Below are 23,409 nucleotides of genomic sequence, written 5' to 3'. Positions count from 1 at the left end.
GTCAGACGATCCTGTTAATGGCGTGAATAAACCGCATGATTTCCTCGTAGGCCGCGCGTTTCAGCGCGGCGGAGACCGTGGAGGCGGCTTTTTGCAGCTGGTCCGCCACGGCGGCGCCGCTGTCGGCGAACATTCTCGCCTGAACGATGCGCGCTTCGGCCTGTGACAGGCGGCCAATCACATGATCTAACATCGGCAGCAGATCGCTGACAATGGCGTTTGTCCGATCGTTGTCGGTTTTCAGAGCCAGCCGGCAATTTTTTGCCATGGCGTCCAGCGCGCTGCCGGAGTTGATAAAGGCGCTGCCGTAACCGGCGGCGTCGGGCCGTTGGCTGCCCAGCCCGACGGCGATGCGCGCATCCCAGTGCGCGGCGCCCATCGCTCGCAGCGCGAGGCGAATGTACACCGCCAGCAACAGCCCGTCCTCCGGGGCGGCCTGCGCCTGGAAGGCATCGCCGCGAAAGATTTCCACCTGATGCAGCCGCCCGTCACGCCGCAGTCGATCGAGCAGGTTATGCAGCCCATTGAGGTAGTTGACGGTGTCTGATCGGCGGGAATCGACCAGATCGCCGCTGATTACGCTGATTGGCGTCGGCATGGCGCGTTCCATTGTTTGTGGAGAGATAACTATAAATTCGCACCTGGATACGAATATGTCAATAATTCGCCTCTGGGTACGAATTTACGGGGTTTTCGCCTGTGGGGACGAAACGAGGCAGGATGAGGAACGGGGAATGAACGGCCGGGAATGCGCGGGCCTGTCAGGCTCGCCACCGGCGGCGTAGAGGGAAAATGGCCGGCAACCGGCTGTTCAGAAGCTTTTAACCAGCACGTCACGCGGCATTTCGCTGCCGTGTTTCAGCAGATGCTCAAACGATCGCTCGCTGCTTTTCAGTTGCTGCAAAAATTCCTGCGGCGACAGATCGTGTTTTTTGCCGCTCATGTAAGCCAGCGCCAGTTCTTTTGCCTGATAGCGGGAGAAGTTGTACATGGTGTCCTCGATACGGTGAATGTCAGTGCTCACGATTGTAGCGAAAGAGCACATAATGAACAGCGGCTTTGGCGTATGGAATCGATAGCCGAAACTTAACTTGCAGGCTGCAACAGCTCATCGCACAGGCGCTTGATCACCTGAGCTTGCGGCAGGCCGTTGTGCAACATCTGGCGGATATGCTCCGAATCGCTGATGCCCTGGCGGACATGGCGCTCGACGGCCTGCAGCAGGGCACGATCCTCCCGCCGCTCGGCAAAACCGCTCAGCGCTTCGAGAGTGTGCAGGATGTGGGCGGTCAGGCTGCTGCGGCGCAGCGTCGCGGGATCGACGTATTCGGCGGCAAAGCCGCTGCGATAGGCGTTGATCTTGTTGTAATTGGTGAAGGCATCGTATTCCGGCGCGATCGGCGAACGGCGCTGCAACAGAAAATCGGCCAGCAGGCGGCAGTAGCCGACCAGCAGCACGGCGTGGGTGAGGCGCAGCGGCGTATCGCAGATGCGGATCTCCACCGTGCCCAGCTCCGGTTTTGGCCGCGCATCCCAGTAAATATCCTTGACGCTTTCAATCACGCCGGCGGCATTCAACCGTTCGTAGTAGGCGTTGAATTCATGCCAGCTGTAGATGTGTTCCAGGCATCCGTAGTTGGGGAAGGAGTTCTGGGCGCTGAAGCGGGAACTGGCAAAGCACGTGTCGACCCCTTGATACAGCGGCGACGAGGCGCTGAGCGCGATCAACTGCGGAAAGTAGGGCGTCAGCGCATGGCACAGGTACATCGCTTCGTCCCCGTCGTTGACGCCGAGGTGAATGTGTTGGCCGAACACGCAGGCCAGCTTGGAGAGATAGCCAAAACGGCTGGCCAGCTGCCTGTAGCGCGCGTTGTCGCTGATGACCTGCTTGCGCCAGTCGTTGCTCAGGTGGCGGCCACCGCCGCAGACGTCACAGCCCAGGCGCTGCGCGCTGCGTCGGACGGTATGGGTCAGGGCGCGCAGCTCGGTGTGCAGCTCATCGAGATCGTGGTGCACCGAGCTGTTCAGTTCCACCATCGATTTGGTGAGCTCATGCTTGACGCGCCGGCGGTCGCCGACCGCGCCGACCACCCGATCGGCTCGATCCGTAAGATCGTAGTGTTCGGCATCGACCAGCTGTAACTCTATTTCGGTGCCGATGGAGAGCCTTTCCGAACGTTTGAATGTGAGCGGCATGGTACCTCCTTCCTGCAAGAACGGCATAAAGATAAGTATATGTCTCGGTGAGGAGGGCAACGTTTTGCATTTTATATTTGTTTTTTCGAATGTGAAGCTGGTATCTTCACGAGCGAGTTGTGGTGAAGAGAAAGGTTAACGGGAGTGTGACATGCCGTCATTGACGCCGCTGAAGCTGTTTAAAAACCTGTCTGACGAGACGCGTCTGACCTTGGTGCTGCTGTTGCGCCACGCCGGTGAACTGTGCGTGTGCGAGCTGTCGGGCGCACTGGCGCTGCCGCAACCCAAGATTTCAAGGCATCTGGCGATGCTGCGTGAAAGCGGGCTGCTGCTCGATCGGCGCGATGGTAAATGGATACATTATCGCCTGTCGCCGCATATGCCGGCCTGGGCGGCGGCGATTATTGAGCAGGCTTATCAGTGCCGGCCAGAACAGATGACGGAGTTAGCGCAACGCGTGGCGAAAGGTTGCCCGTAACGGTAAAAAATTTACGCAAACACATATGAAAAATCGAATATGTAAACTTAAAGGGGCGGAAGGACAGCGATGATAGTGGCAGGGGCGATCTTTATTCTGACGTTGATCTTGGTCATCTGGCAACCGAAGGGGCTGGGTATTGGCTGGAGTGCGTCGATCGGGGCGGGATTGGCATTATTGAGCGGCGTGGTGCACGTCGGCGACATCCCCGTGGTATGGCAGATAGTCTGGAATGCGACTGCGACCTTTATCGCCGTCATCATCATCAGCCTGTTGCTGGATGAAAGTGGCTTTTTTGCCTGGGCCGCCTTGCACGTCGCGCGCTGGGGCAACGGCAGGGGCCGCTGGCTGTTTACCTATATGCTCCTGTTGGGCGCGGCTGTGGCGGCGCTGTTCGCCAATGATGGCGCCGCGTTAATCCTCACGCCGATCGTGATCGCCATGCTGTCGGCGCTCGGTTTTCGTCCTGCTGCGGTGCTGGCTTTCGTCATGGCGGCGGGCTTTATCGCCGATACCGCCAGCCTGCCGCTGGTGGTGTCCAACCTGGTGAATATCGTTTCGGCGGATTTCTTTCACTTGGGCTTTACGGAGTATGCGGCGGTGATGGTGCCGGTCAACCTCGTCGCCGTGGCGGCGACGCTGGTGATGTTGCATCTGTTCTTCCGCAAGGATATTCCGCCGGGCTATGCGCTGACGCGTTTACCGGTGCCGCGGGAAGCGATTCGCGATCGCGCGACGTTTCGAGCCGGTTGGGCGGTATTGGCGCTGTTGCTGATTGGCTTTTTCGCCCTGGAACCGCTCGGCGTGCCGGTGAGTTTGGTCGCCGCCAGCGGCGCGCTGGTGCTGCTGGCGGTTGCGAAACGCGGGCGGGCGATCGATACCGGTAAAGTGCTGCGCGGGGCGCCCTGGCAGATCGTGATTTTCTCGCTGGGCATGTATCTGGTGGTCTATGGGCTGCGCAATGCCGGCTTGACCGATCTGCTGTCCGGTGTGCTGGATGCGCTGGCGCGGCAGGGGCTGTGGGCGGCGACGCTCGGCACCGGCTTCCTGAGTGCGTTTCTCTCTTCCGTCATGAATAACATGCCGACGGTGCTGGTGGGGGCGCTGTCGATCGACGGCAGCGGCGCGGAAGGCGTCATCAGGCAGGCGATGATTTACGCTAACGTCATCGGCAGCGATCTCGGCCCTAAAATCACCCCGATCGGCAGCCTGGCCACGTTGCTGTGGCTGCATGTGTTGGCAAGGAAAAACATCGTCATTACCTGGGGCTATTATTTCCGCGCAGGACTGGTGATGACGCTGCCAATTCTGTTCGTCACCCTGGCAGCGCTGGCGCTGCGGCTGTCCGTTTTATCCTAACCGGAGAAACCGTCATGAGCAGTATCAAGATTTATCACAACCCGGCCTGCGGCACGTCGCGCAATACGTTGGCGCTGATCCGCAACAGCGGCGTTGAGCCGGAGGTGATTCTGTATCTGGAAACGCCTCCCAGCCGCGAACGGTTGATTGCGTTGCTGGCCGACATGAACATGCCGCCGCGCGCGTTGTTGCGAAAAAACGTCGAGCCTTACGCCGAGCTGCAGCTGGACGACAGCGCCTGGAGCGACGAACAACTGATCGACTTCATGGTGCAACAGCCGATCCTGATCAATCGCCCCATCGTGGTGACGCCGCTTGGCACGCGCCTATGCCGTCCGTCGGAGGCGGTGTTGGAGATTCTGCCGGATCCGCAGCGCGGCGCCTTCAGCAAAGAAGACGGCGAGCCGGTGATCGACGCGCAGGGCCGCAGGATAACCTAAGGCTGATCGCTGCGGCCCCGCATTTCGGCCAATCAGTGCAGTTCGGCGCCGCTGCGATCGGCCAGCGCTTCCAGCAGCGGGGCGGAAGGCACGAAGAACAGGGTGCCGGTCACCGCGCGGCTAAAATCGAGCAGCCGATCGTAGTTGCCGGCCGGGCGGCCGATAAACATGTTTTCCAGCATCTGCTCGATCGGCTGCGGGGAGCGCGCATAGCCGATAAAGTAGGTGCCGAACTCGCGCAGGCCGGGGCGGCCGAACGGCATGTTGTCGCGCAGAATTTTCACCTCGTTGCCTTGCTCGTCGGTGATGGTGGTCAGCGAACTGTGCGACGACGACGGTTTGACCGCTTCATCCAGCTCGATGTTGGACTGCTTATGGCGGCCGATGATCTTCTCCTGCGTTTCCACGCTGAGCGAATTCCAGCCCTGCATGTCGTGCAGGTATTTCTGCACCAGCACATAGCTGCCGCCGCTGAACGCCGCGTCTTCGTCGCCGATCACCGTGTAGTCGAAGGCTTCGTGCCCTTCCGGGTTCTCCGTGCCGTCGACGAAGCCGATCATGGCGCGCTGATCGAAGTAACGGAAGCCGTGCACCTCCTCGATCACCGTCACGGCGTCGCCGAGCTTGGCGGTCAACTGAGAGGCCAGTTCAAAACACAGATCCATTTCATCGGCGCGGATATGCAGCAGGATGTCGCCAGGCGTGGCGACGGCGACGCGTTCCCCGCTGCCGATCGGGCTGAACGGATGCAGCTGGCGAGGGCGCGGTGCGCCGAACAGCGTATCCCAGGCCTCGGAGCCGAAGCCGCAGACGCAGGTGAGGTTGCCCGCCGGCGCGCGTTTGCCGACCGAACGCACCACGGCGGCGATGTCGCCGCACCAGGCGCGCACCGCCGCCAGATGGGCGGGAACGGGCGACAGGGTGGCGACGATAAAGATGGCATGGCGCGTCACCGGCGTGAATACGGCTTGCGGCAGGGGGGTATTTGCATTCATTGCATTCGGCTCCAGTGTGTTCGGGTGAAATAGCTCAGATCAAATTAAAGTGCTCGTCGGGTTTCATCGGCGGCGGCAGCGGGCTTTGGTCATTCATTTCCAGCAGGTTGCGCTCGATGGTGTTGCAGATGGCGTTTAACGGCAGATGGTTGGCCGACACGCCAAACGGATCCTCCAGCTCTTCGGCCAGTGAGTCCCAGGATAAGAAGGTATAGGAAATGAACACCGAAACAAACGGTGTCATGTAATGCAGGTCGGTCACCAGGGCAAAAGGCAACAGGCTGCAGAACAGGTAAACGGTGCGCTGCAGGATCAGGGTATAGGCGAACGGCACCGGCGTGCTGGCGAGCCGTTCGCAGCCGCCGAGGGCGTGGGACAGTTCGCTCAGCTTGTTGTCGAGCAGTTCGAAAGTGATGTCGCTCAGCAGCCCCTGTCGGCGCAGCTTGCCGATCTCCTGGCCCAGCATCAGCAGGATGCGGTTGGTCGGCATCGGGCTGGCGATCACCTCGGCCAGCTCTTTGCTGCTGAGATTGTGGTACAGATCGGCGGTGGGATCGGTGGCGCGCAGTTGATGCTTCAGGCTCCAGCTGAAGGCGATCAGCAGCTTGGCGACCTTTTGCTGCACCGCCGGTTCGTCCGGCAGCAGGCTTTTGATCTGTCGCAGCAGGGATCGCTCGGTAATCAGCAACGAGCCCCACAGGTTGCGCGCTTCGACAAAGCGGCTGTAGCCGGCATTATTGCGAAAGCCGAGAAAAATCGCGATGGCGATGCCCAGCAGGCTGAACGGCGCGATGGTTAAATGCACGCCGAGCTGTTCGTACCATTGGTAGCTGATCACCGCCACTATCGACATCAGCACGTTCAGCGACAGACGAAAGGTGATCTTTGACAGCACGGAACCGTGCCAGGCGAACAGGCGAAAAAACCAGTTCTGGTGCGGGCGAATTATCATGACGTGGATGCTTCCTGGTGTCCTGCTATTGAGAATAGTCGATTCTTATCCGGCGGCGTTAGGCCGCCGTTGTCGATTGCCAGAGCCGCTGCGGGTGCGTATAGACGGTGGCGCGCCCCGGCTTGCTGAAGCCCACCAGCGTCAGGTTGCTGCGCTCGGCCACCTCCACCGCCAGGCGGGTGGCGGCGGAAACGGCGAACAGGATCTCGACGCCGCACATGGCGGATTTTTGCACCATTTCATAGCTGGCGCGGCTCGACACGAGCGCCGCACCCTGCAGCCACGCCTGTTGGCTGCGGTAGCCCAGCAGCTTATCGAGCGCCACGTGGCGGCCGACGTCTTCACATCCGCCGCTGAGCGCGCCGTCCGGCTGGATCCAGGCCGCCGCGTGGGTGCAGCCGGTCAGTTTACCCACCGTTTGCACGTCCTGCAGCTGCGCCAATGCCCGGTCGAGCAGCGCCAAATCGAAACGTTGCGTGAAAGGCAGCGGCGCGATGGGCTGAGCAACCTCCTGCAGCTGCTCGACCCCGCAGACGCCGCAGCCGGTGCGGCCGGCCAGGCTGCGGCGCTTCTCTTTCAGCTGCATAAAGCGGCGGCTCGAGAGTTCCACATGCACTTCAATGCCGTTGCAGGCCGGTTGCTGGCGGATGTCGTAGATGTCGTCGGGGGAGGCGATGATGCCTTCGGACAGCGAAAAACCGATGGCGAAGGCCGCCAGATCTTTCGGCGTCGCCATCATCACCACGTGGGAAATGCCGTTGTACACCAGGGCGACCGGCACTTCTTCCGCCAGCCAATCCTGATGCACCTGTGCCAGATCGGTGCGCTGCCAGACCGCGTGGCGCGACAGGCATTCCTGTTTGATATCGTCGGTTTCTGCGAGGAGTAGGTGCTTGTTCATAACGTTCTCGTGACCGTCGGTGACGAGGCGCCGACGAGGATGAATTCTTATTAGCAGGTGTGGGGATTATACAGGATTCTGATCCCACTCGCGTAGGGAATCACGCCCTGCAGGTTATCCACAGTTTTGGTGGATAACGTGTGTGCAAGGGGCAGTGAAACACTTAGCAGGCGTAAAAAAAAATCGCTCAGAAAATTATTATATTACGCGACAAAGCGCGATCCGCAGGGGGATAGGGGGTTGCACGCGTTCGCGTTTTGTTTATGCTTTACTGTATAAATATACAGTTTGGTTATGATTATGCTGAGCAATTCAAGGTTGTATGCTTTTTCACCAGGTGAGCCCCTGACGTTACCGCTGTTTGCCGATCGCGTGGCCTGCGGTTTTCCCTCCCCGGCTCAGGACTATGTCGAGAGCCGGCTGGATATCGGCAAACTGCTGGTGCGGCATCCTAATGCCACTTATTTCGTGCGTGGCGCGCGGACGGAACGTTCATAAAGCTGGAAGGTGACGCGCTGCAGGTCGCCGGCGGGTATCAGGCCGCGTATGATGCCGGACTGCCGGTGCAGATCCAGGTGAATGACGGCCGTATCCGGGCAAAGGAATAGACGCTGGGGTTGGAGCCTGTCCTCATCGGCGCTCTGCTGGAGACTGATGCGGAAGTATGCCGCCCCCAAACGGTAACTGATATTTTGCTGGTTGAGCAGATAGACCGCCTGACCCGTCTCAGCAACAGTGACTGGATGACGTTGAAAAAGCAGATTGAGCAGCATGAGTTACGGATTGTCAGCCTGGATGTCCCTACCTCATGGCAGGCGCTGTCAGAGAAAGATCCTTCACAGGCGGACCCGATCACCCGTGCAGTAATAACCGCCATCAATAACATGCTAATCGACCTGATGGCCGCGATGTCACATAAGGACTGGTTGAGTCGCCGCCAACGGCAAAAGCAGGGAATTGAACGGGCGCATACGTTGGGTAGATACCGGGGAAAGCAGGCAGATCAGGAACGACATCAGAAAGTCCTGTACTACCGACAGATTAAGAAACTGAGCATCCGAGAAACAGCAGACGCGACAGGCTACAGTACTTCCCAAGTTTGTCGCATTCAGGCCTTCTATAAAGAAGTTGAGACTGATTAAAAAGCAGCCTTAATGTACAATAATTTTCGATATCCAAACTGACCCCATGAACAATCAATGAGTTAGAGGTGAAAGATGATTTCATACAAAAAAATCATACCTGCTCTTGTCATATTCGCTTTATCTAATGCTGTGGCATATGCGAATGATTTCGACAAATCAAATGAAGCGATGGCAATTTCAGCAATAGGTTTTTCTGGCTCAAATGCTCGTGTTGCACATGATGTTTGTGGGGCAACCAATGAGAAAATTGATAAATATAAAAAACAAATAAAAGACTCATTAACTAGAACATTAAAGTATGAACAGTCAGGATTCGATACGCATTGGGATAATGGTTGGAAAAATGCTGATTTTTTGGTTAAGTCATTAAGTAATGATGAAGCCTATAAAAAAGAATATTGCCGAGAGGTTTTAGATGGAATTAATAATCCGGAAATGAATTAAGGATTATTCCTTATTCGGGGTTCTACGCCGGAACCCCAGATTTTTCCGTCCGCTAAAATTATCCCCGGTTGAGCAGCTTTATACCGTCAGCTCGCAGTGGACCATCAGGGGAAATGTGGCGGTACAGCGTTTGTCGGGTTATCCCAAGCTCCTGGCATAACGTACTGACTTTCGTCTCTGGCCGTCCCATTGATGCCATTGCCAGTCGCAATTTTATTGGCGTCATTTTGTAAGGCCGTCCGCCGTTCCTCCCGTGGGCTCTTGCTGAGGCAAGGCCTGCCGCTGTTCTTTGCGGCGCTGTACGCAGCAGAGACCGACGGCCGCGCGCGACTGGCTCGACACCCGCTTAGTCCCGCCCTCTGGTCAAATGCAGGCTGACGTGTACAGCCTGCAGGCAGAGGATTTCGTCTGGCAACCGGTATCGCCCGCCGTCGGCGCCGTTCGCAATGACAATCCCTCACTCATCCTGCCCATCGATACGCCAACGGTCTGAGTGCCGCATTATCCACAGTTTTGGTGGATATCATGTGTGCAAACACACGTGAAGAACGCCAAAAGCTGCAGGAAAAATCGCTCAGAAAATTATTATATTACGCGGGAAAGCGCGATCCGCAGGGGGATTGGGGGTTGCACGCGTTCGCGTTTTGTTTATGCTTAACTGTATAAATATACAGTTTGGTTATGATTATGCTGAGCAATTCAAGGTTGTATGCTTTTTCACCAGGTGAACCCCTAACGTTACCGCTGTTTGCCGATCGCGTGGCCTGCGGCTTTCCTTCCCCGGCGCAGGACTATGTCGAAGGCCGGCTGGACATCGGCAAGCTGTTGGTGCGGCACCCCAACGCCACCTATTTCGTGCGCGCCAGCGGCGAGTCGATGATCGACGGCAATATTCAGGATGGCGATCTGCTGATTGTCGACAGCGCCCTGACGCCGGAGCATGGCAATATCGTGATCGCCGCGGTGGATGGCGAATTCACCGTCAAAAAACTGCAGCGTCACCCCGACGTGCGGCTGTTGCCGATGAACCCCGCCTACGCGCCGATCGTGTTCGACGACGAAGCGCAGCTGGAGATCTTCGGCGTGGTGACCTTTATCGTCTACGCGGCGCTGTAACCATGTTCGCCCTGGTAGACGTCAACAGCTTCTACGCTTCCTGCGAGACCATTTTCCGGCCCGACCTGCGGGGGCGACCGGTGATAGTGCTGTCCAACAACGACGGCTGCGTGATCGCCCGCAGCGCCGAGGCGAAGGCGTTGGGCGTGCCGATGGGCGCGCCTTATTTCAAAATCAAAGAGGAGATGCGCCGTCGCAACGTTGCGGTGTTCTCCTCCAACTACGCGCTGTACGCCGATATGTCCCGCCGGGTGATGGACACGCTGGAGGAGATGGCGCCGGCGGTGGAGATTTATTCGCTGGACGAAGCCTTTCTGCGGCTGGACGGTGTGGCCCACTGCGAGGCGCTGGAGCCGTTCGGCCAGCGGGTGCGCGATCGCATCCGGCGCGAGCTGCATTTGACGGTCGGGGTCGGCATTGCGCCGAGCAAAACGCTGGCCAAGCTGGCCAACTTCGCTGCCAAGAAATGGCGCGGCACCGGCGGCGTGGTGGATTTATCCGATCCGGTGCGCCAGCGTAAACTGCTGGCGCTGCTTCCGGTGGAAGAGGTGTGGGGCGTGGGGCGGCGCCTGACTCGCCAGCTGCAGGCGATGGGTATTCACACCGCGCTACAGCTGGCGGACTGCGATACCCGGCTGGCGCGTAAAACCTTCAGCGTAGTGCTGGAGCGCACGATACGCGAGCTGCGCGGCGAATCGTGCCTGCAGTGGGAAGATGAGGCGGCGGCGAAAGAGCAGATCATCTGTTCCCGTTCGTTCGGCCAGCGGTTGACGCATTATCCGCACATGCGCGAGGCGATCTGCAGCTACGCCGAACGCGCCGCCGAAAAGCTGCGGCAGGAAAAGCGCTACTGCCGCAACGTCTCGGTGTTTATCAAAACCAGCCCGCATTCGGCGGGCGAAGGGTATTACAGCAATATGGGCACCGCCCGGCTGCAAACGCCGAGCAACGACAGCCGCGACATCATCGCCATGGCGGTGCGCGCGCTGGAGAGCATCTGGCAGGAAGGGCGGCGTTACCTGAAGGGCGGCGTGGTGCTGGGGGATTTCAGCGCCGCCGCCATGGCGCAGATCGACCTGTTCGACGACTGCCCGCCGCGCCGCAACAGCGAACGGCTGATGGCGACTCTCGATCGCCTGAATCAGGAAGGGCGCGGGCGCGTATGGTTCGCCGGGCAGGGGATCGTCAAGCCGTGGCAAATGAAGCGCGACATGCTGTCGCCGGCCTACACCACCCGGCTGGCGGATATCCCGGTGGCGCGGCTGGGGGAGCGGGCGCCGCGCACCGCTGAATCGAAGGAAGAAAAACGCCGCGGGTGACAACCGGCGGCGTGGGTAGGCCGAGTGTTACTTCACCGTCGCCGGATCCGGCTTATCGGGGGCGATGCCATACAGTACCATGGCGCGATTGACCTCGCTGCGGGCGATACGGCCTTCGTCAGCCAGCAGCTTCAGGGCGGCGAGCGCGATGAAATGGCGATTGACCTCGAAGAACTCACGCAGCGCCTCGCGGGTGTCCGAGCGGCCAAAGCCGTCGGTGCCCAAGGCGATAAAGGCGCGGTCGGGCAAGAACGGTTTGATCTGATCGCCGACGATCTTCATATAGTCCGTTACCACCACCACCGGGCCGGGATGCGCCGCCAGCAGGCTCTGAATATAAGGAACTTTCGGCGGATCTTCCGGATGCAGCAGGTTCCAGCGTTCGGCCGCCATGCCGTTGCGGCGCAGCTCGCTCAGGCTGGTGGCGCTCCAGATATCGCTGGCGACGCCAAAGTCCGCCGCCAACAGCTCCGCCGCCGCCAGCGCCTCGCGCATGATGGCGCCGCTGGCGACCAGTTGAGCGCGCGGGCTCTCTTGGTTTGCCGCTTCGTTCCGTTTGAGCAAATAGGCGCCCTGGATAATCCCGTCCTCCACGCCCGCCGGCATCGACGGCTGCGGGTAGCCCTCGTTGAGCAAGGTGATGTAGTAGTAAATATCCTCTTGTTCAACGAACATTCTGCGCATGCCGCTCTGGACGATCACCGCGAGTTCATAGGCATAGGTCGGATCGTAGGAGACGCAGCTGGGGATCACCGAAGACAGCACGTGGCTGTGGCCGTCGTCATGCTGCAAGCCTTCGCCCATCAGGGTGGTTCTGCCGGAGGTGGCGCCGAGCAGGAAACCCTTGGTGCGCGCGTCGGCCGCCGCCCAGGCGAGATCGCCCACCCGCTGCAGCCCGAACATGGAGTAGAAGATATAGAACGGGATCGTTGCGACATCGTGGTTGCTGTAGGCGGTGCCGGCGGCGATCCAGGTCGATATTGCGCCGGATTCGTTGATGCCTTCCTGCAAAATCTGGCCGTCTTTGGCCTCTTTGTAGTAGCTGAGCTGCCCGGCGTCTTGCGGGGTATACAGCTGGCCGAGCCAGGAATGGATGCCAATCTGGCGGAACAGGCCTTCCATGCCGAACGTGCGCGACTCGTCCGGCACGATGGGCACGATCAGTTTGCCGATGTTGGCGTCTTTGAGCAGCACGCCGAGGATATTGACGAAAGCCATGGTGGTCGACATGTTGCGTTCGCCGCTGCCTTTCAGGAGGCCGTCGAAGCGCGATAGTTCCGGTATCGCCAGCGGAGTGGATTGGCCGAAGCGGGCAGGGATGTAGCCGCCCAGCGCGGTGCGCGTCGCGGTGATGTACTTCGCCGCCGCGCTGTCGGGTTCGGGCTTCAGGTAAGGGATCTCTGCCAGTTGGGCGTCGGAGATGGTCAGCCCTAAACGGTCGCGGAAGGCTTTCACCGCATCCTGGCTCATTTTTTTCAGCTGGTGGTTGATGTTCTGCCCTTCACCGGCTTCCCCCATGCCAAACCCTTTGACGGTTTTGGCCAGCACCACCGTCGGTCTGCCCGTGGTATGCACCGCCTGATGGTAGGCGGCGTACACCTTTTGCGGATCGTGGCCGCCGCGGTGCAGCGCCCAGATCTCATCGTCGCTCAGGTCGGCGACCAGCTCGAGCAATTCCGGGTACTTGCCGAAGAAATGCTCCCGCACATAGGCGCCGCTTTGCGACTTGAAGGTTTGGTAATCGCCGTCGACGCACTCCATCATGCGCTGCATCAGCAATCCGGAGCGGTCTTTTTGCAGCAGTTTGTCCCAGCCGCTGCCCCAAATTACCTTGATCACCTGCCAGCCGGCGGCTTTGAAGGTGCCTTCCAGCTCCTGAATAATCTTGCCGTTGCCGCGCACGGGGCCATCCAGCCGTTGCAGGTTGCAGTTCACGACGAAGATCAGGTTATCGAGTTTTTCTCGCCCGCCCAGCGCAATCGCCGCCAGTGATTCCGGCTGATCCATCTCGCCGTCGCCGAGAAACGCCCATACCTTTCTCCCCTGGTGCGGTTTCAGTTCGCGGTATTCCAGATAGCGCATGTAGCGCGCCTGGTAGGCGGCGGTCAGCGGCCCCAGCCCCATCGAAACGGTGGGATATTGCCAGAAATCCGGCATCAGCCGCGGGTGCGGGTAGGAGGAGAGGCCGCGGCGTGTGGATTCGCGGCGAAAGTTGTCGAGCAGTTCCTCGTCGATGCGGCCTTCGAGATAGGCGCGGCCATAAATGCCGGGGGCGGAGTGGCCCTGGATATACACCATGTCGCCGGCAAACTCATCGGTGCGCCCGCGGAAAAAGTGCGTGAATCCCACATCGTAAAGCACCGCGGCCGACTGATAGGTGGCGATATGCCCGCCGACGTTGGAATGTTTGCCGGCGCGCAGCACCATCGCCATGGCGTTCCAGCGAATAAACGCATTGATGCGCGCTTCAGCGGCCAGATCGCCGGGATACGTCGGTTGCTTATAGGCCGGGATCGTATTCACGTAGGGCGTGGTGACCAGGCTGAAGAAATCACCGTGTTTTCGCTGATCGGCTTCGGCCATTCTTTCCAACAAAAAATGCGCGCGTTCACGGCCGTCGATGTCAGTGACACCTTCAAATGCCTCAAGCCATTCAGCCGTCTCCTGTGGGTCAAGATCTGCTTTTACCGCGGGTTGGTTCATAAAGGCTCCAAATGTACTTACCTGATAAGGCGCTGAGCGATACAGGGATTTAGTGAGTTGCAAGTGCAATAATTGCAAATGCAACAATGGCGAAAGCCACTCTATCCCTTTACAATTGCAATTGCAACTCACCGGTTTTGACGAGAAAAATGACATGACAGATAAACAACCCGACCTGTGGTTCTCCTTTGTGCGCGCGCATCGGGCGATGATCAGAAAGATAGAGGCGAAGTTGTCGGAAGCGGGGCTGCCGGTTTACGCCTGGTATGACGTGTTATGGGGATTGGAAAGCGGGGAAAACGGCACACGCCGCATGCATGAGCTGGCGGACGTGTTGGTGATTGAGCGTTACAACCTGACCCGCCTGATGGATCGCCTGGAAAAAGAGCGGCTGGTCACGCGTTTTCGATCGGATGACGATCGCCGGGCCTCCTTCGCGACTATCACCGAGGAAGGCAAGGCCCTGCGGAAAAAGATGTGGGAGATCTACCGTTCGGTGGTCAACACCCACTTTCTCAACCAGTTCAGCGAAGAAGAGATCGCACGCTTCTCCGACGCGTTGAACAATGCGATGCAGCTGGCCAGAGAATGATCAGGCATCGGGCGTGATGTGCAGAACGCGCAGCGCATCGGCGATCAGCGCCGAAGGGATTTTCTGCTCGTCGGCCAGCAGTTTGAGGGCGCAGAGCGCAATCCATTCCGCCTGCGGGTAGTAGATTTCGCCGCGCACCCGTGAATCTGAGCCCACCGCGGCAAAGCGTGCGGGAATGAACCGCTTGAGCTGGTTGGCGAGCAGATGCGAATAGTCGGTGACGGCGACGACGGGGGCATTCCCGGCGCCCAGACACGTTTTCAGATGGCATTCGCCGCCGCTGTCCTGGCGCTGCATGTCGGCGAGTTCGGCGTCCTGCGCCAACCGCGTGTAGCTGGGGCAGCTCCAGATTTCGGCCGCGATACCCCAATTTTTCAACACCTCAGCCGCCTGCTGAACGCGGGCGAGCGCACGGCCGGCGCCGCACAGGCGAACCTGCAACGGCGAGTCCGCCGCCGCCGCGACACGATACATCCCCTTGAACGCCTGTTCTGCGACAAACGGCTCCCCTGAAGAGAGGGGGCCATTGTCTGCGTTGGTCGCGAGATACACCATCTTCCTCGTTCCCTCCAGATAGAGCGCGCGCAGGGCGTGATGGAGTATCGCGCCGGTTTCTCTTGCATTGGCCGGATCGAAAGGCAACCAGCCCGGCATGGCCGTGAGCTGAAGCGGGAACCAGGCCTGAACGCCTTTCGGCAAATCGGCACTGCCGGTATCTGCATCGCTGATGAAAATCCCCTTGCGATTGGTTTCCGGCTCAAGCCCGCGGAGCATGTCCACCGAGGGCGTGTTGACGCAGTAAAACAACGGCTTCTCATAACGCTCTGATTGATGGCCAAACCAGAGCGGCCAGGCGGTGGCGTAGCGGGAACTCGGCGGCTCGGCGCGCCTTCTGCCGTCGATAAGCCAGATGTCGCCGCTGGCGTTGAGTTCGCTCAAGGCTTCCGCCGTCCAAGCGGTGGAAGAGGGAAGCGACGCGCCGGCGTTCTGGCTGACGGAGGCCATCTTGCGGATACAGGCTTCGGCCAGAGTTCTGGTCCTGGCGGAGGCGGCAGGCATTGTTATACGTTGAGGCGACATGCGGAGCATTCCTTTTAAGTTGCAAGTGCGATGATTGTAATTGCAATTCACGGCGTGTGCCAATGACTTCTGAACAGGTCGCAGCCATCCAGGCGTGACCCGCGGCGATATATTCAGGTTATGCAGACGCGATCCTATTTGTTTCACCGACCAGACAGCCGCCATCCGTTGTCCTTATTTCTGCGGCTTTTTATAAATGACGGGCAGCTAAAAACGGTTTGCCGATAGGGATAATGCGCGTGTCAATCCGCGTTAAACGAGAATATCGGCATCTTAAAAATAAAACGAAATAAGGATGAAAGCATATGCCTGGATTTAATTATGGCGGTAAAGGAGATGGAACTAACTGGAGTTCTGAACGCGGTACGGGCCCTGAGCCGGGGGGCGGCGATAAAGGCCATTCCGGCGATCGCGATCGCGGCGGTGCCGGCGTTGGCAACAGCCCGGAACAGCAACAGATAGCGGCGATCCAAAACGATCCGGCGCTGCGCATGAAACTGGAGGCGGTGATTAAGGCGGCGCGCAGAATTAACCCGGATGCGAAATTGCATATTGAAAGCGTCAGCCCATCCGGCACGCTGAGCCTTTCCGCCACCGGTTTGACGGCCGATCAGGCGAAGCACATTGGCCTGGGGGGGCTGGTGATGGGGGTCAACGCCAAGGGGGTGACAGTGGCGATCGGGGATATCGAAACCGGCCATGCGCGCAAGCCCTCACCCCCTGGTAAAGGCGGCAACAATGGCCTGAATGCCGGGCAGATCGGCGCCTCTTCGTTAGGCAGTTTCGTGACAGACTCGCATCGCGATCGGCCCGTCAGCGGCTGGCATGGCAACGGCAAAACCGGCGAATTCTCGACGACCCGCACGACCGGGAGTTACTACGGTTTTCATCATTTGAAGGTGGAAAAGCAAGACGGAGTGGCGACCTACAACCTCTACTATAAGGCCAATAAGAACCGGCCCGCGTTTATCGCCGTGGTGAGAGGGGATAACCTGAATGCCATGGAGGTGAAATATGCCAACGGCAAGCCGGTAAAATCGCCCGGCTCGGTAAAAACGATCGTTAAGGAGTTCGTCGAATATCAAAATGCGGAATTAAAAGCCATCAAGGATGGCGTCAGCCTGGCCGCAGGTATCAATAAAGATATCGCGGAAAAGATCGGCGCGAAATACGCCAAACTCGCCAAGGATTTGGAGGCGGGAATTCAAGGAAAATATATCCGCAACGTGCAAGATGCGGAGAAAACCTACGAGCAATTGACGAAGGGCCTGAACAAAAAGCTCAAGGCGCAGGACAAAGCGGCGATTGTCGCCTGGCTGAAAATGATCGATGCGGAACAGTATGCCCGCAATGCGCGGGTATTGGGCAAGGTCTTCACCGGGGTGGACTGGGCGATCAAAGGCGCGGATCTGGTAAACGCCGCGATTGAAGGTTTCTCTACCGGCAACTGGAAAGCGTTCCGCAACCAGCTCGAAGCGCTCGGGTTGTCGATCGGCGCAGGGTATACGCTTTCCGCTATCGCCGCGTTTTTCGCGCCGACGCTGGTGTCGTCGACGGTGGGCATTTTCGCCTTCGCTTACCTGTTTGGCTGGGCCACCAGCTATATCGATGCGGAACGTGCGGGGGAGCTGGAGAAGTGGGTCGTTGACCTGTAACGGCATGAGGGGGCTGGCCCCCTCATTTTACCCCTCACACCCTCTACCTCTTTCACACCACCGGCGCCACCGTCAGCAGCAGGTTGGCGAAACGGCGTTGTTCGCCGGAGGCGATCACCAGCAGCGTCCGATCCGATTTGACCGCGGCGTAAAATGCCTCGCGCGGCAGGTATTCTATCGGGCAATGCTCTGGCAGCAGCTGCCGGTATTCGGCTTCGATGGTGTTGGTGAAGTCCGGCGGGCAGGCCATCAGCGCCGCGCTTTCCACGTTGATGCAGGCCAGCAGTTTTTCCAGGATCGGCGGGGCGGCGAGCGTGCCGGGCGCCAGGTTCAGATAGACCACGGTGGCGTCTTTCGGCGCGTGGGTCACGCAGGCGTAGTTGCCGTCGGCGATCAACACCTGGGTTTTATGCCCGCATTGCGCCAGCGCGGCAAGCAGCGACGGGTGAGTGATGGCGGATTTGATCATAAAGCGATTCCTGAATGGGCGGGCGGCAAGCGCGCCGCCCGCAGCTGAATTACATGCGGTAGATGCCGCCGTTGATGTCGAGAGTCGAGCCGGAGATGAAGCCGTCGTATTCCGCCGCCAGGAAGGCGATGGCGCGCGCCACGTCGTCCGGTGCGCCTGCGCGGCCCAGCGGGATGGCGCGAACGGTTTCCTCCGCCGATGCCTGGGTAGTGTGGCGATTGTGGAAACGGGTGCCGAGGATCAGGCCGGGCGCGACCGCATTCACCCGGATGCCGTGCTCGCCCAGCTCCGCCGCCAGCGAGCGCGTCCAGGTGAGTACCGCGCCCTTGGTGGCGGAATAGACCAGCGAGCCGGAGTGCCCGCCGGCGCGGCCCGCCTGTGAGGCCAGGTTAACGATGCTGGCGCCGTCCGGCGCCGCTTTCAGATGCGGCAGCGCGCTCTGGGTGACGTTCAGCATGGTGGTCATGTTCACGTCGATCACGGTTTGCCAGAAGGCGCGGTCGATCTCGCCCAGCCATTTGCGCCCGACGATGCCGCCGACGTTATTGATCAGGATATCGATGCCGCCGAGAAACTCGGCGCCGGCCGAGACGCAGCGCTGCGTTTCGTCGGTGTCGATGAGATCGGCGTAGCCGTAGGCGGCCTTTTGTCCGAGTGAATGGGCCAGCGCCACCAGCGCCTTGGGGCCGCTTTCGTCGCTGTGATAGTGAAAATAGATGTCGCACCCGGCCTTGATCAGCCGCTCCGCGGTGGCGCGGCCGATGCCCTGTTCCGCCCCGGTGATAAAGACCTTTTTGCCCGCAAGATCGCCCATGATTGACTCCTTATTGGTTCGTTAAGAATTGATGACGCCTTCACGCTGTTTGGCGCAGTAGAAAATGCAGATCAGCCCGGTGGCCAGCAGGCACGAGGCCAGGAAAAACAGCCCCGGCGCGCTGCTGCCGGTCAGATCGTTCAGCACGCCCACCGCATAGGGGGCGACGAAACCGCCGATATTGCCGATGCAGCTGACCACCGCCAGCCCGGCGGCCGCGGCCGCGCCGGTGGAGATATTGGCGGGCATGGATAAAAACGGCGGCACGGCGGTGTAGATGCCGATGGCGGCGATGCATAGGAACGACAGCGCGACGAGCGGGTCGTATTTAAAAAACGTCACCGCCCCCATCAGGCCGATGGCGGCGACCACCATGCTGAGGCCGGCAAACACGCCGAGTTTTTTGGTTTTGCTGGCCCACAGGCTCCACGGATACACCAACAGCGCAGCCAGGCCGTAGGGAATGAGCGCCAGCAGGCTGACGCGGAAGATATCGCCGCCGGAGAGGGCGCTGATGATCGACGGCAGCCAGGTGCCGAAGCCGTAAATGCCGCACACCATGCCGAAGTTGAGCAGCGCGTAGAGCAGGTATTTCTTGTTTTTAATCCCTTTCAGGAAGTCGGCCAGCGTGATTTTAGAGCCGGATTTGGAGCGGCCGGCGTTGCTCATCAGCCAGGCCTTTTCCTCCACGTTCAGATAACCGACATCCTTGGGCGAGTTCTTGATCAGGAACGGGATCAGCAGGCCGATGACGATCGGCGGCAACCCTTCGAGGATGAACAGCAACTGCCAGGGGGCGAATCCGAACCAGTCATGCTGAATATTGAGAATAAAGCCGGAAATCGGCGAGCCGACGGCGTTGGACAGCGGCTGGACGATGATAAACATGCCGAGAATTTTAGTGCGGTACTTTTCCGGGAAGAAGACCGTGAAGTAATACACCACCGAGGGAAAGAAACCGGCTTCGCACACGCCCAGCATAAAACGGCAAATATACAGCTCCAGCGGCGTGCGCACAAAACCGAGCAGGGTCGCGAAGATGCCCCAGGAAATTAATATTCTGGCGAACCAGATGCGCGGGCCAAATTTAATGGTGCCGGCGTTGCTGGGTATTTCAAACAGGAAATAGCCGATAAAGAAAATTCCGGAGGCGAAGCCGAAAGCCGAGGCGGTCAATCCCAAATTATCTTCCAGCGCTTTGGCGGCGTAGGCCATATTGTTGCGGTCGAGAAAGGCCAGGAAATACAACAATATCATGAGGGGCACAATATGCAGCGTCAATTTCCTGATGGCGCTGCGTTCAATATCCTTTGGCATTGTTTTTTTCATCATGGTTTTTCCCATGTGGTTAATCGGAATAATAGCGTCCCGGCCCAAAGCCATGAGCGGAGAGCTGAATAACAACGTTGCGTGCATAAAAGCGTCGCGCCGTTTATTTATTGCGACGATTCTATTTTTTCTGCTTTTAGCTGTGGCGATCCGGACGATGCCGACTGCGCATCGTCTGGGAAAGTCGTTTTTACCGTATTAACCGGCGGCTTTGACCGAGCGCCGGCTGATGACCGTCGGCGGAAAGAGAAACTCGCCGGGCGGTTTCGAATCATTGTTGATGCGGCCGATCAGGCGTTCGACCATCAGCTGCGCCATCTCCGCCAGCGGCGGGCCAATCGACGTCAACCCCGGTTCGGCCAGGCCGGCCAGCGCGATATTGTCGATGCCGATCACCGAGATCTCTGCGGGCACCTGGACGCTGGCGGCGCGCAGGCCCACCATCAGGCCGATGCCCAACGCATCGTTAATCGCCACGATGCCGTCCGGGCGCGGCGCCAACGCGAGAACGCGCGGCGCCAGCGTCAGCCCCAATTCGAACATTTCCGTGTCGCCGTAGGCGCTGGTGGCTTTGCCTTCGATCACCCGTTGGCGTTCGCTTAGGCTGTGCCCCAGCGCGCTCAGAAAACCGTCGATCTTGTGGCTGCGCCCGACGGTCAGCGTCGCTTCGGTGGCGAACACGATGTGTCGGCAGCCGCGCTCGAGCAGGTGCTGCGCGGCCAGGCGCCCGGCGGCGATATTGTCCATCGACACGCTGTCGAACAACCGGGTATCGGTGGCCATCGGCTCGGCGAACGGGCTGTCGTAGCTGACAATCTTCATGCCTCGCTCGGCGGCCCGAACAAAATGAGTCTGGCGAATGTCGCTCGCCGCCACGATGATGCCGCGCACGCCGTGCAGGAACATATCGTCGATAAACGCGGCTTCTTCCTGTTCCTGGCGGTAGGCGTTGCCGAGCAAGACGCGGTAACGGTGAGCCCGCGCCGCGCCGTCGACCGCATGCGCCAGCGCCGAAAAGCTCGGGTTGACGATCGACGGCAGCAGCAGGCCGATGATCTTCGCCTGCGGCGCGGGCGCCGCCGCTCGGGCCGGCCGGTATCCCAGGGTTTCCATCGCCCGTTCGATGCGCTCACGGGTCTGCGCGCTCATCTGGTGGCTGCGATTGTTCAGCAGGTTCGACACGCTGCTGATGGACACGCCGGCCAACCGCGCCACATCACGAATATTTGCCATTTGCCGATACCTTGCTGCCTGCCGTTAGCCTGCAATCTATAAGGGAAGCCGGCCGCAGGCAAGCCGCAACCGGGGCGCCGCGCGCATGGGATTGCGCATTTGTGAGAGTCGTCAGGCGGCAGCCGTGTTGTTTACTAAACAACAGCGGGGGTGGGGGCACTGTGTTAACGCAGATGAGTGAGATCTGCGAAGCATCTCTCGTTTATCGCCCTTCGGGGCGGCGGGTTCTGTACTATTGTTTTCTCTTTGCGGCACGTTCCAGGCCGATGGGGCGCTGGGCGCAACGGAGATCACAGATGAACAAACGGGAATTAGAAAGCGCGATTGTCACCGATTTTTCCAAACGCATGAGCTATGGCGACTACCTGTGCCTGGACCAACTGCTGGACTGCCAGCACCCGCTCTCCAACCCGCCGCATCATGACGAAATGCTGTTCGTGATACAGCATCAAACCTCCGAACTGTGGATGAAACTGATGCTGCACGAGCTGCAGGCGGCGTTGCGGCTGGTGCAGCAGGACAAACTCAGCCACTGTTTCAAAATCCTCGCGCGCGTTAAACAGATCCAGCGGCTGCTGTTCGAGCAGTGGGCGGTGCTGGAAACGCTGACGCCGTCGGAGTACGTCGAGTTTCGCGACGTGCTGGGCAGCTCATCGGGCTTCCAGTCGCACCAATACCGGTCGATCGAGTTCCTGCTCGGCAACAAGAATGCGGCGATGCTGGCGGTGTTCAGCAACGACGCGGAAAAGCACGCCGCGCTGAAGGCAATCCTCGAAGCGCCGAGCCTGTACGACGAATACTTGCTGTACCTGGCGCGCCACGGCCTGCCGATCCCGCAGGAGTGCCTCAAGCGCGACTGGACGCAGCCCTACCAGCGCAACCCGGATCTGCTGCCGGCGTTTAAAGTGATCTACGACAACCCGCAGACCTACTGGGAAGCCTATGAAATGGCGGAGAAGCTGGTGGATATCGAAGAGAGTTTTCACCTGTGGCGTTTCCGCCATATGAAAACGGTGGAGCGGATCATCGGCTTTAAGTCGGGCACCGGCGGTTCCAGCGGCGTCAGCTTCCTGAAAAAGGCATTGGATCTGACCTTTTTCCCCGAGCTGCTGGATGTGCGCACCGAAATCGGCGCCTGAGATAACGAAAGAGGATAAGGGCGATGAGCGTGAGGATTATCGATAAGGCGGCGGAGAGGGTGGTGGGTGTCAGAGTCGTGGGGCCGTATCCGCAGACGATCCCGCAGGGCTCGCAGCAACTGCTGGCATGGCGGCAGCGCCACGGCGTGCCGTTTGGCAAATGGCTAGTGCTGTATTGGGACGATCCGGCGGAAGTGGCGCCGGAAAAGCTGCGCGCCGACGTGGTGATGAGCGTGGCGGACGATTTCGCGCTGCCGGCGGGCAGCGAGGGCGTTACCGTGCAGACGCTGCCCGCCGGGCAGTATGCGGTCTACCACGTGCGCATCAGCGATGGCGATTTCGAGCGGGTGTGGGGCGAGTTCTATCAGAAGCTGCTGCCGGCCAGCGGCTACCAGCCGGTTGAGGGGGTGAGCTATGAGCACTATCTCAACGACTGCGAAGCCGACGGCTATTTCGACCTCGATATTTACCAGACGGTGAAGAAGTGGTGAGGGGGCTAACGGCGCGGTAGCGTATCAAAAGGCTCTTTGGGAGCCTTTTGATGGGGTATTTAAAGACTCATTTAAAAGAGGAAAAGTCATAAGAATAATTATTCCATGTCTATATCATAGAATGTATGTTTAAGGTTTTTTATAAAATCTATTGTTTGCAGTAAGCGAACTTAATAGAATGCTAGTGAAAAATGAAACCCAGCAACTTTATCTTATATCTTGCTGGTTGTGATTCACCCGTCGCCGTGATTATTGTTATTCTTTTTTTGTGCATGTCCGACTCTACTGGTTGAACATAGATATCCAGATTTTCATTTTTATATGAAGGTATTGGGTCATATGGGTACTCTATGACTTTTATTCCGCTTATTTTTTCTGCGATCGCCTTCCTGATGTTTTCATCTATATCCCATATGGGTATCGCAGAGCTGTTATCATAAAGTACTTTTTCGTTAGAGTTAGGGATGGATACTTCTTTTTTAAATAAGCGAAACTGCTCTTCGTTACCATCAAACAGTTGCTTATCTTTCTTCACGCTAACGTATTTTTCGCTCATAAT

24 protein-coding genes and 2 pseudogenes are annotated in these 23,409 nt (G+C 58.9%); 13 read left to right on the top strand and 13 right to left on the bottom strand.

The genetic code is table 11. The features are described from left to right. Window position 1: 1 nt before the first annotated feature. The 3 genes from ACTJJ6_RS18495 to ACTJJ6_RS18485 all read right to left on the bottom strand — a co-directional run bounded on the left by ACTJJ6_RS18495 (window position 2) and on the right by ACTJJ6_RS18485 (window position 2,196). Window positions 2-598, bottom strand: a complete 597-nt coding sequence (locus ACTJJ6_RS18495) for a hypothetical protein (protein WP_015378329.1) — start codon at window positions 596-598, stop codon at window positions 2-4. 213 nt (window positions 599-811) lie between these two features. After that, window positions 812-991 carry a hypothetical protein gene (locus ACTJJ6_RS18490; RefSeq protein ID WP_004935085.1) on the bottom strand — a complete coding sequence of 60 codons (180 nt, stop codon included), beginning with the start codon at window positions 989-991 and terminating at the stop codon, window positions 812-814. A gap of 95 nt (window positions 992-1,086) precedes the next feature. Then, on the bottom strand, window positions 1,087-2,196 hold the full coding sequence (locus tag ACTJJ6_RS18485; RefSeq protein WP_440803285.1) for a YbdK family carboxylate-amine ligase: 1,110 nt from the start codon (window positions 2,194-2,196) through the stop codon (window positions 1,087-1,089). Window positions 2,197-2,347: 151 nt separating this feature from the next. Here ACTJJ6_RS18485 and ACTJJ6_RS18480 point away from each other — a divergent pair, with 151 nt between their 5' ends. From ACTJJ6_RS18480 to arsC, 3 genes are all read left to right on the top strand, one after another. After that, entirely contained in the window at window positions 2,348-2,674 is a 327-nt protein-coding gene (locus ACTJJ6_RS18480) for a metalloregulator ArsR/SmtB family transcription factor (RefSeq protein WP_049300280.1), read from the top strand. A gap of 69 nt (window positions 2,675-2,743) precedes the next feature. Then, window positions 2,744-4,033, top strand: coding sequence for an arsenic transporter (locus ACTJJ6_RS18475; RefSeq protein WP_049300279.1), 1,290 nt, complete (start codon window positions 2,744-2,746; stop codon window positions 4,031-4,033). A gap of 14 nt (window positions 4,034-4,047) precedes the next feature. Beyond that, window positions 4,048-4,473 carry a glutaredoxin-dependent arsenate reductase gene (gene arsC, locus ACTJJ6_RS18470; protein WP_016927221.1) on the top strand — a complete coding sequence of 142 codons (426 nt, stop codon included), beginning with the start codon at window positions 4,048-4,050 and terminating at the stop codon, window positions 4,471-4,473. 32 nt (window positions 4,474-4,505) lie between these two features. On the opposite strand, the gene ACTJJ6_RS18465 is transcribed toward arsC, so the two are convergent. The 3 genes from ACTJJ6_RS18465 to fdhD are packed head-to-tail and all read right to left on the bottom strand — an operon-like array spanning window position 4,506 to window position 7,321. Beyond that, window positions 4,506-5,468 carry a Dyp-type peroxidase gene (locus ACTJJ6_RS18465; RefSeq protein WP_016927222.1) on the bottom strand — a complete coding sequence of 321 codons (963 nt, stop codon included), beginning with the start codon at window positions 5,466-5,468 and terminating at the stop codon, window positions 4,506-4,508. Window positions 5,469-5,502: 34 nt separating this feature from the next. After that, a complete protein-coding gene (locus tag ACTJJ6_RS18460) occupies window positions 5,503-6,420 on the bottom strand; it encodes a bestrophin family protein (protein ID WP_016927223.1) in 918 nt (305 codons plus the stop codon). A 58-nt stretch (window positions 6,421-6,478) separates the two neighbouring features. Beyond that, window positions 6,479-7,321 carry a formate dehydrogenase accessory sulfurtransferase FdhD gene (gene fdhD / locus ACTJJ6_RS18455; protein WP_337060947.1) on the bottom strand — a complete coding sequence of 281 codons (843 nt, stop codon included), beginning with the start codon at window positions 7,319-7,321 and terminating at the stop codon, window positions 6,479-6,481. A 294-nt stretch (window positions 7,322-7,615) separates the two neighbouring features. On the opposite strand from fdhD, the pseudogene ACTJJ6_RS18450 reads away from it, so the two are divergent. The 6 genes and pseudogenes from ACTJJ6_RS18450 to umuC all read left to right on the top strand — a co-directional run. After that, window positions 7,616-7,801 (top strand): annotated as a pseudogene (locus ACTJJ6_RS18450) (DNA polymerase V); the annotation flags it as partial. A 152-nt stretch (window positions 7,802-7,953) separates the two neighbouring features. Next, a complete protein-coding gene (locus ACTJJ6_RS18445) occupies window positions 7,954-8,463 on the top strand; it encodes a recombinase family protein (RefSeq protein WP_239664309.1) in 510 nt (169 codons plus the stop codon). 75 nt (window positions 8,464-8,538) lie between these two features. Continuing rightward, entirely contained in the window at window positions 8,539-8,910 is a 372-nt protein-coding gene (locus ACTJJ6_RS18440; RefSeq protein WP_126502249.1) for a hypothetical protein, read from the top strand. Between the two features lie 313 nt (window positions 8,911-9,223). Then, a pseudogene (locus tag ACTJJ6_RS18435) lies at window positions 9,224-9,403 on the top strand (SOS response-associated peptidase family protein); the annotation flags it as partial. A 188-nt stretch (window positions 9,404-9,591) separates the two neighbouring features. Beyond that, window positions 9,592-10,026 carry a translesion error-prone DNA polymerase V autoproteolytic subunit gene (gene umuD / locus ACTJJ6_RS18430; RefSeq protein WP_047574693.1) on the top strand — a complete coding sequence of 145 codons (435 nt, stop codon included), beginning with the start codon at window positions 9,592-9,594 and terminating at the stop codon, window positions 10,024-10,026. Between the two features lie 2 nt (window positions 10,027-10,028). Then, the gene (gene umuC / locus ACTJJ6_RS18425; RefSeq protein WP_049299075.1) at window positions 10,029-11,345 is read left to right on the top strand and encodes a translesion error-prone DNA polymerase V subunit UmuC; all 1,317 of its coding nucleotides are present in this window, start codon (window positions 10,029-10,031) and stop codon (window positions 11,343-11,345) included. 27 nt (window positions 11,346-11,372) lie between these two features. Here umuC and aceE read toward each other — a convergent pair whose 3' ends face one another. Continuing rightward, window positions 11,373-14,048, bottom strand: coding sequence for a pyruvate dehydrogenase (acetyl-transferring), homodimeric type (gene aceE, locus ACTJJ6_RS18420; protein ID WP_079449865.1), 2,676 nt, complete (start codon window positions 14,046-14,048; stop codon window positions 11,373-11,375). A gap of 154 nt (window positions 14,049-14,202) precedes the next feature. Here aceE and ACTJJ6_RS18415 point away from each other — a divergent pair, with 154 nt between their 5' ends. After that, window positions 14,203-14,640 carry a MarR family winged helix-turn-helix transcriptional regulator gene (locus ACTJJ6_RS18415; RefSeq protein ID WP_028128123.1) on the top strand — a complete coding sequence of 146 codons (438 nt, stop codon included), beginning with the start codon at window positions 14,203-14,205 and terminating at the stop codon, window positions 14,638-14,640. On the opposite strand, the gene ACTJJ6_RS18410 is transcribed toward ACTJJ6_RS18415, so the two are convergent. Next, complete coding sequence (locus tag ACTJJ6_RS18410; RefSeq protein ID WP_164053861.1) at window positions 14,641-15,720, bottom strand: transketolase-like TK C-terminal-containing protein; 1,080 nt, start codon at window positions 15,718-15,720, stop codon at window positions 14,641-14,643. A gap of 305 nt (window positions 15,721-16,025) precedes the next feature. Between ACTJJ6_RS18410 and ACTJJ6_RS18405 the strand changes: the two genes are divergently transcribed. Then, on the top strand, window positions 16,026-17,375 hold the full coding sequence (locus ACTJJ6_RS18405; protein WP_049299081.1) for a colicin-like pore-forming protein: 1,350 nt from the start codon (window positions 16,026-16,028) through the stop codon (window positions 17,373-17,375). Window positions 17,376-17,427: 52 nt separating this feature from the next. On the opposite strand, the gene ACTJJ6_RS18400 is transcribed toward ACTJJ6_RS18405, so the two are convergent. The 4 genes from ACTJJ6_RS18400 to ACTJJ6_RS18385 all read right to left on the bottom strand — a co-directional run bounded on the left by ACTJJ6_RS18400 (window position 17,428) and on the right by ACTJJ6_RS18385 (window position 21,220). Then, window positions 17,428-17,844, bottom strand: a complete 417-nt coding sequence (locus tag ACTJJ6_RS18400; protein ID WP_440803279.1) for an RbsD/FucU domain-containing protein — start codon at window positions 17,842-17,844, stop codon at window positions 17,428-17,430. A gap of 49 nt (window positions 17,845-17,893) precedes the next feature. Beyond that, the gene (locus ACTJJ6_RS18395; RefSeq protein ID WP_440803277.1) at window positions 17,894-18,658 is read right to left on the bottom strand and encodes an SDR family NAD(P)-dependent oxidoreductase; all 765 of its coding nucleotides are present in this window, start codon (window positions 18,656-18,658) and stop codon (window positions 17,894-17,896) included. Between the two features lie 21 nt (window positions 18,659-18,679). Next, on the bottom strand, window positions 18,680-19,915 hold the full coding sequence (locus ACTJJ6_RS18390) for an MFS transporter (protein ID WP_016927236.1): 1,236 nt from the start codon (window positions 19,913-19,915) through the stop codon (window positions 18,680-18,682). 270 nt (window positions 19,916-20,185) lie between these two features. Continuing rightward, a complete protein-coding gene (locus ACTJJ6_RS18385) occupies window positions 20,186-21,220 on the bottom strand; it encodes a LacI family DNA-binding transcriptional regulator (RefSeq protein WP_049299084.1) in 1,035 nt (344 codons plus the stop codon). A 296-nt stretch (window positions 21,221-21,516) separates the two neighbouring features. Between ACTJJ6_RS18385 and kynA the strand changes: the two genes are divergently transcribed. Both kynA and sbmC read left to right on the top strand, forming a co-directional pair. Continuing rightward, window positions 21,517-22,359, top strand: coding sequence for a tryptophan 2,3-dioxygenase (gene kynA / locus ACTJJ6_RS18380; RefSeq protein WP_197817587.1), 843 nt, complete (start codon window positions 21,517-21,519; stop codon window positions 22,357-22,359). Window positions 22,360-22,382: 23 nt separating this feature from the next. Beyond that, the gene (gene sbmC, locus ACTJJ6_RS18375; protein ID WP_049299086.1) at window positions 22,383-22,850 is read left to right on the top strand and encodes a DNA gyrase inhibitor SbmC; all 468 of its coding nucleotides are present in this window, start codon (window positions 22,383-22,385) and stop codon (window positions 22,848-22,850) included. Between the two features lie 181 nt (window positions 22,851-23,031). Here sbmC and ACTJJ6_RS18370 read toward each other — a convergent pair whose 3' ends face one another. After that, window positions 23,032-23,406 (bottom strand): hypothetical protein, encoded by a 375-nt coding sequence (locus tag ACTJJ6_RS18370; RefSeq protein ID WP_016927241.1) that lies wholly within the window; start codon window positions 23,404-23,406, stop codon window positions 23,032-23,034. Between the last annotated feature and the right edge of the window lie 3 nt (window positions 23,407-23,409).

Origin of the sequence: Serratia sp. 22278 (assembly GCF_052045405.1) — a bacterium.
Lineage (GTDB): Bacteria > Pseudomonadota > Gammaproteobacteria > Enterobacterales > Enterobacteriaceae > Serratia > Serratia marcescens.
Note: the sequence above shows the minus strand (reverse complement) of the source record. Positions and strands in the feature narration are given on the sequence as shown.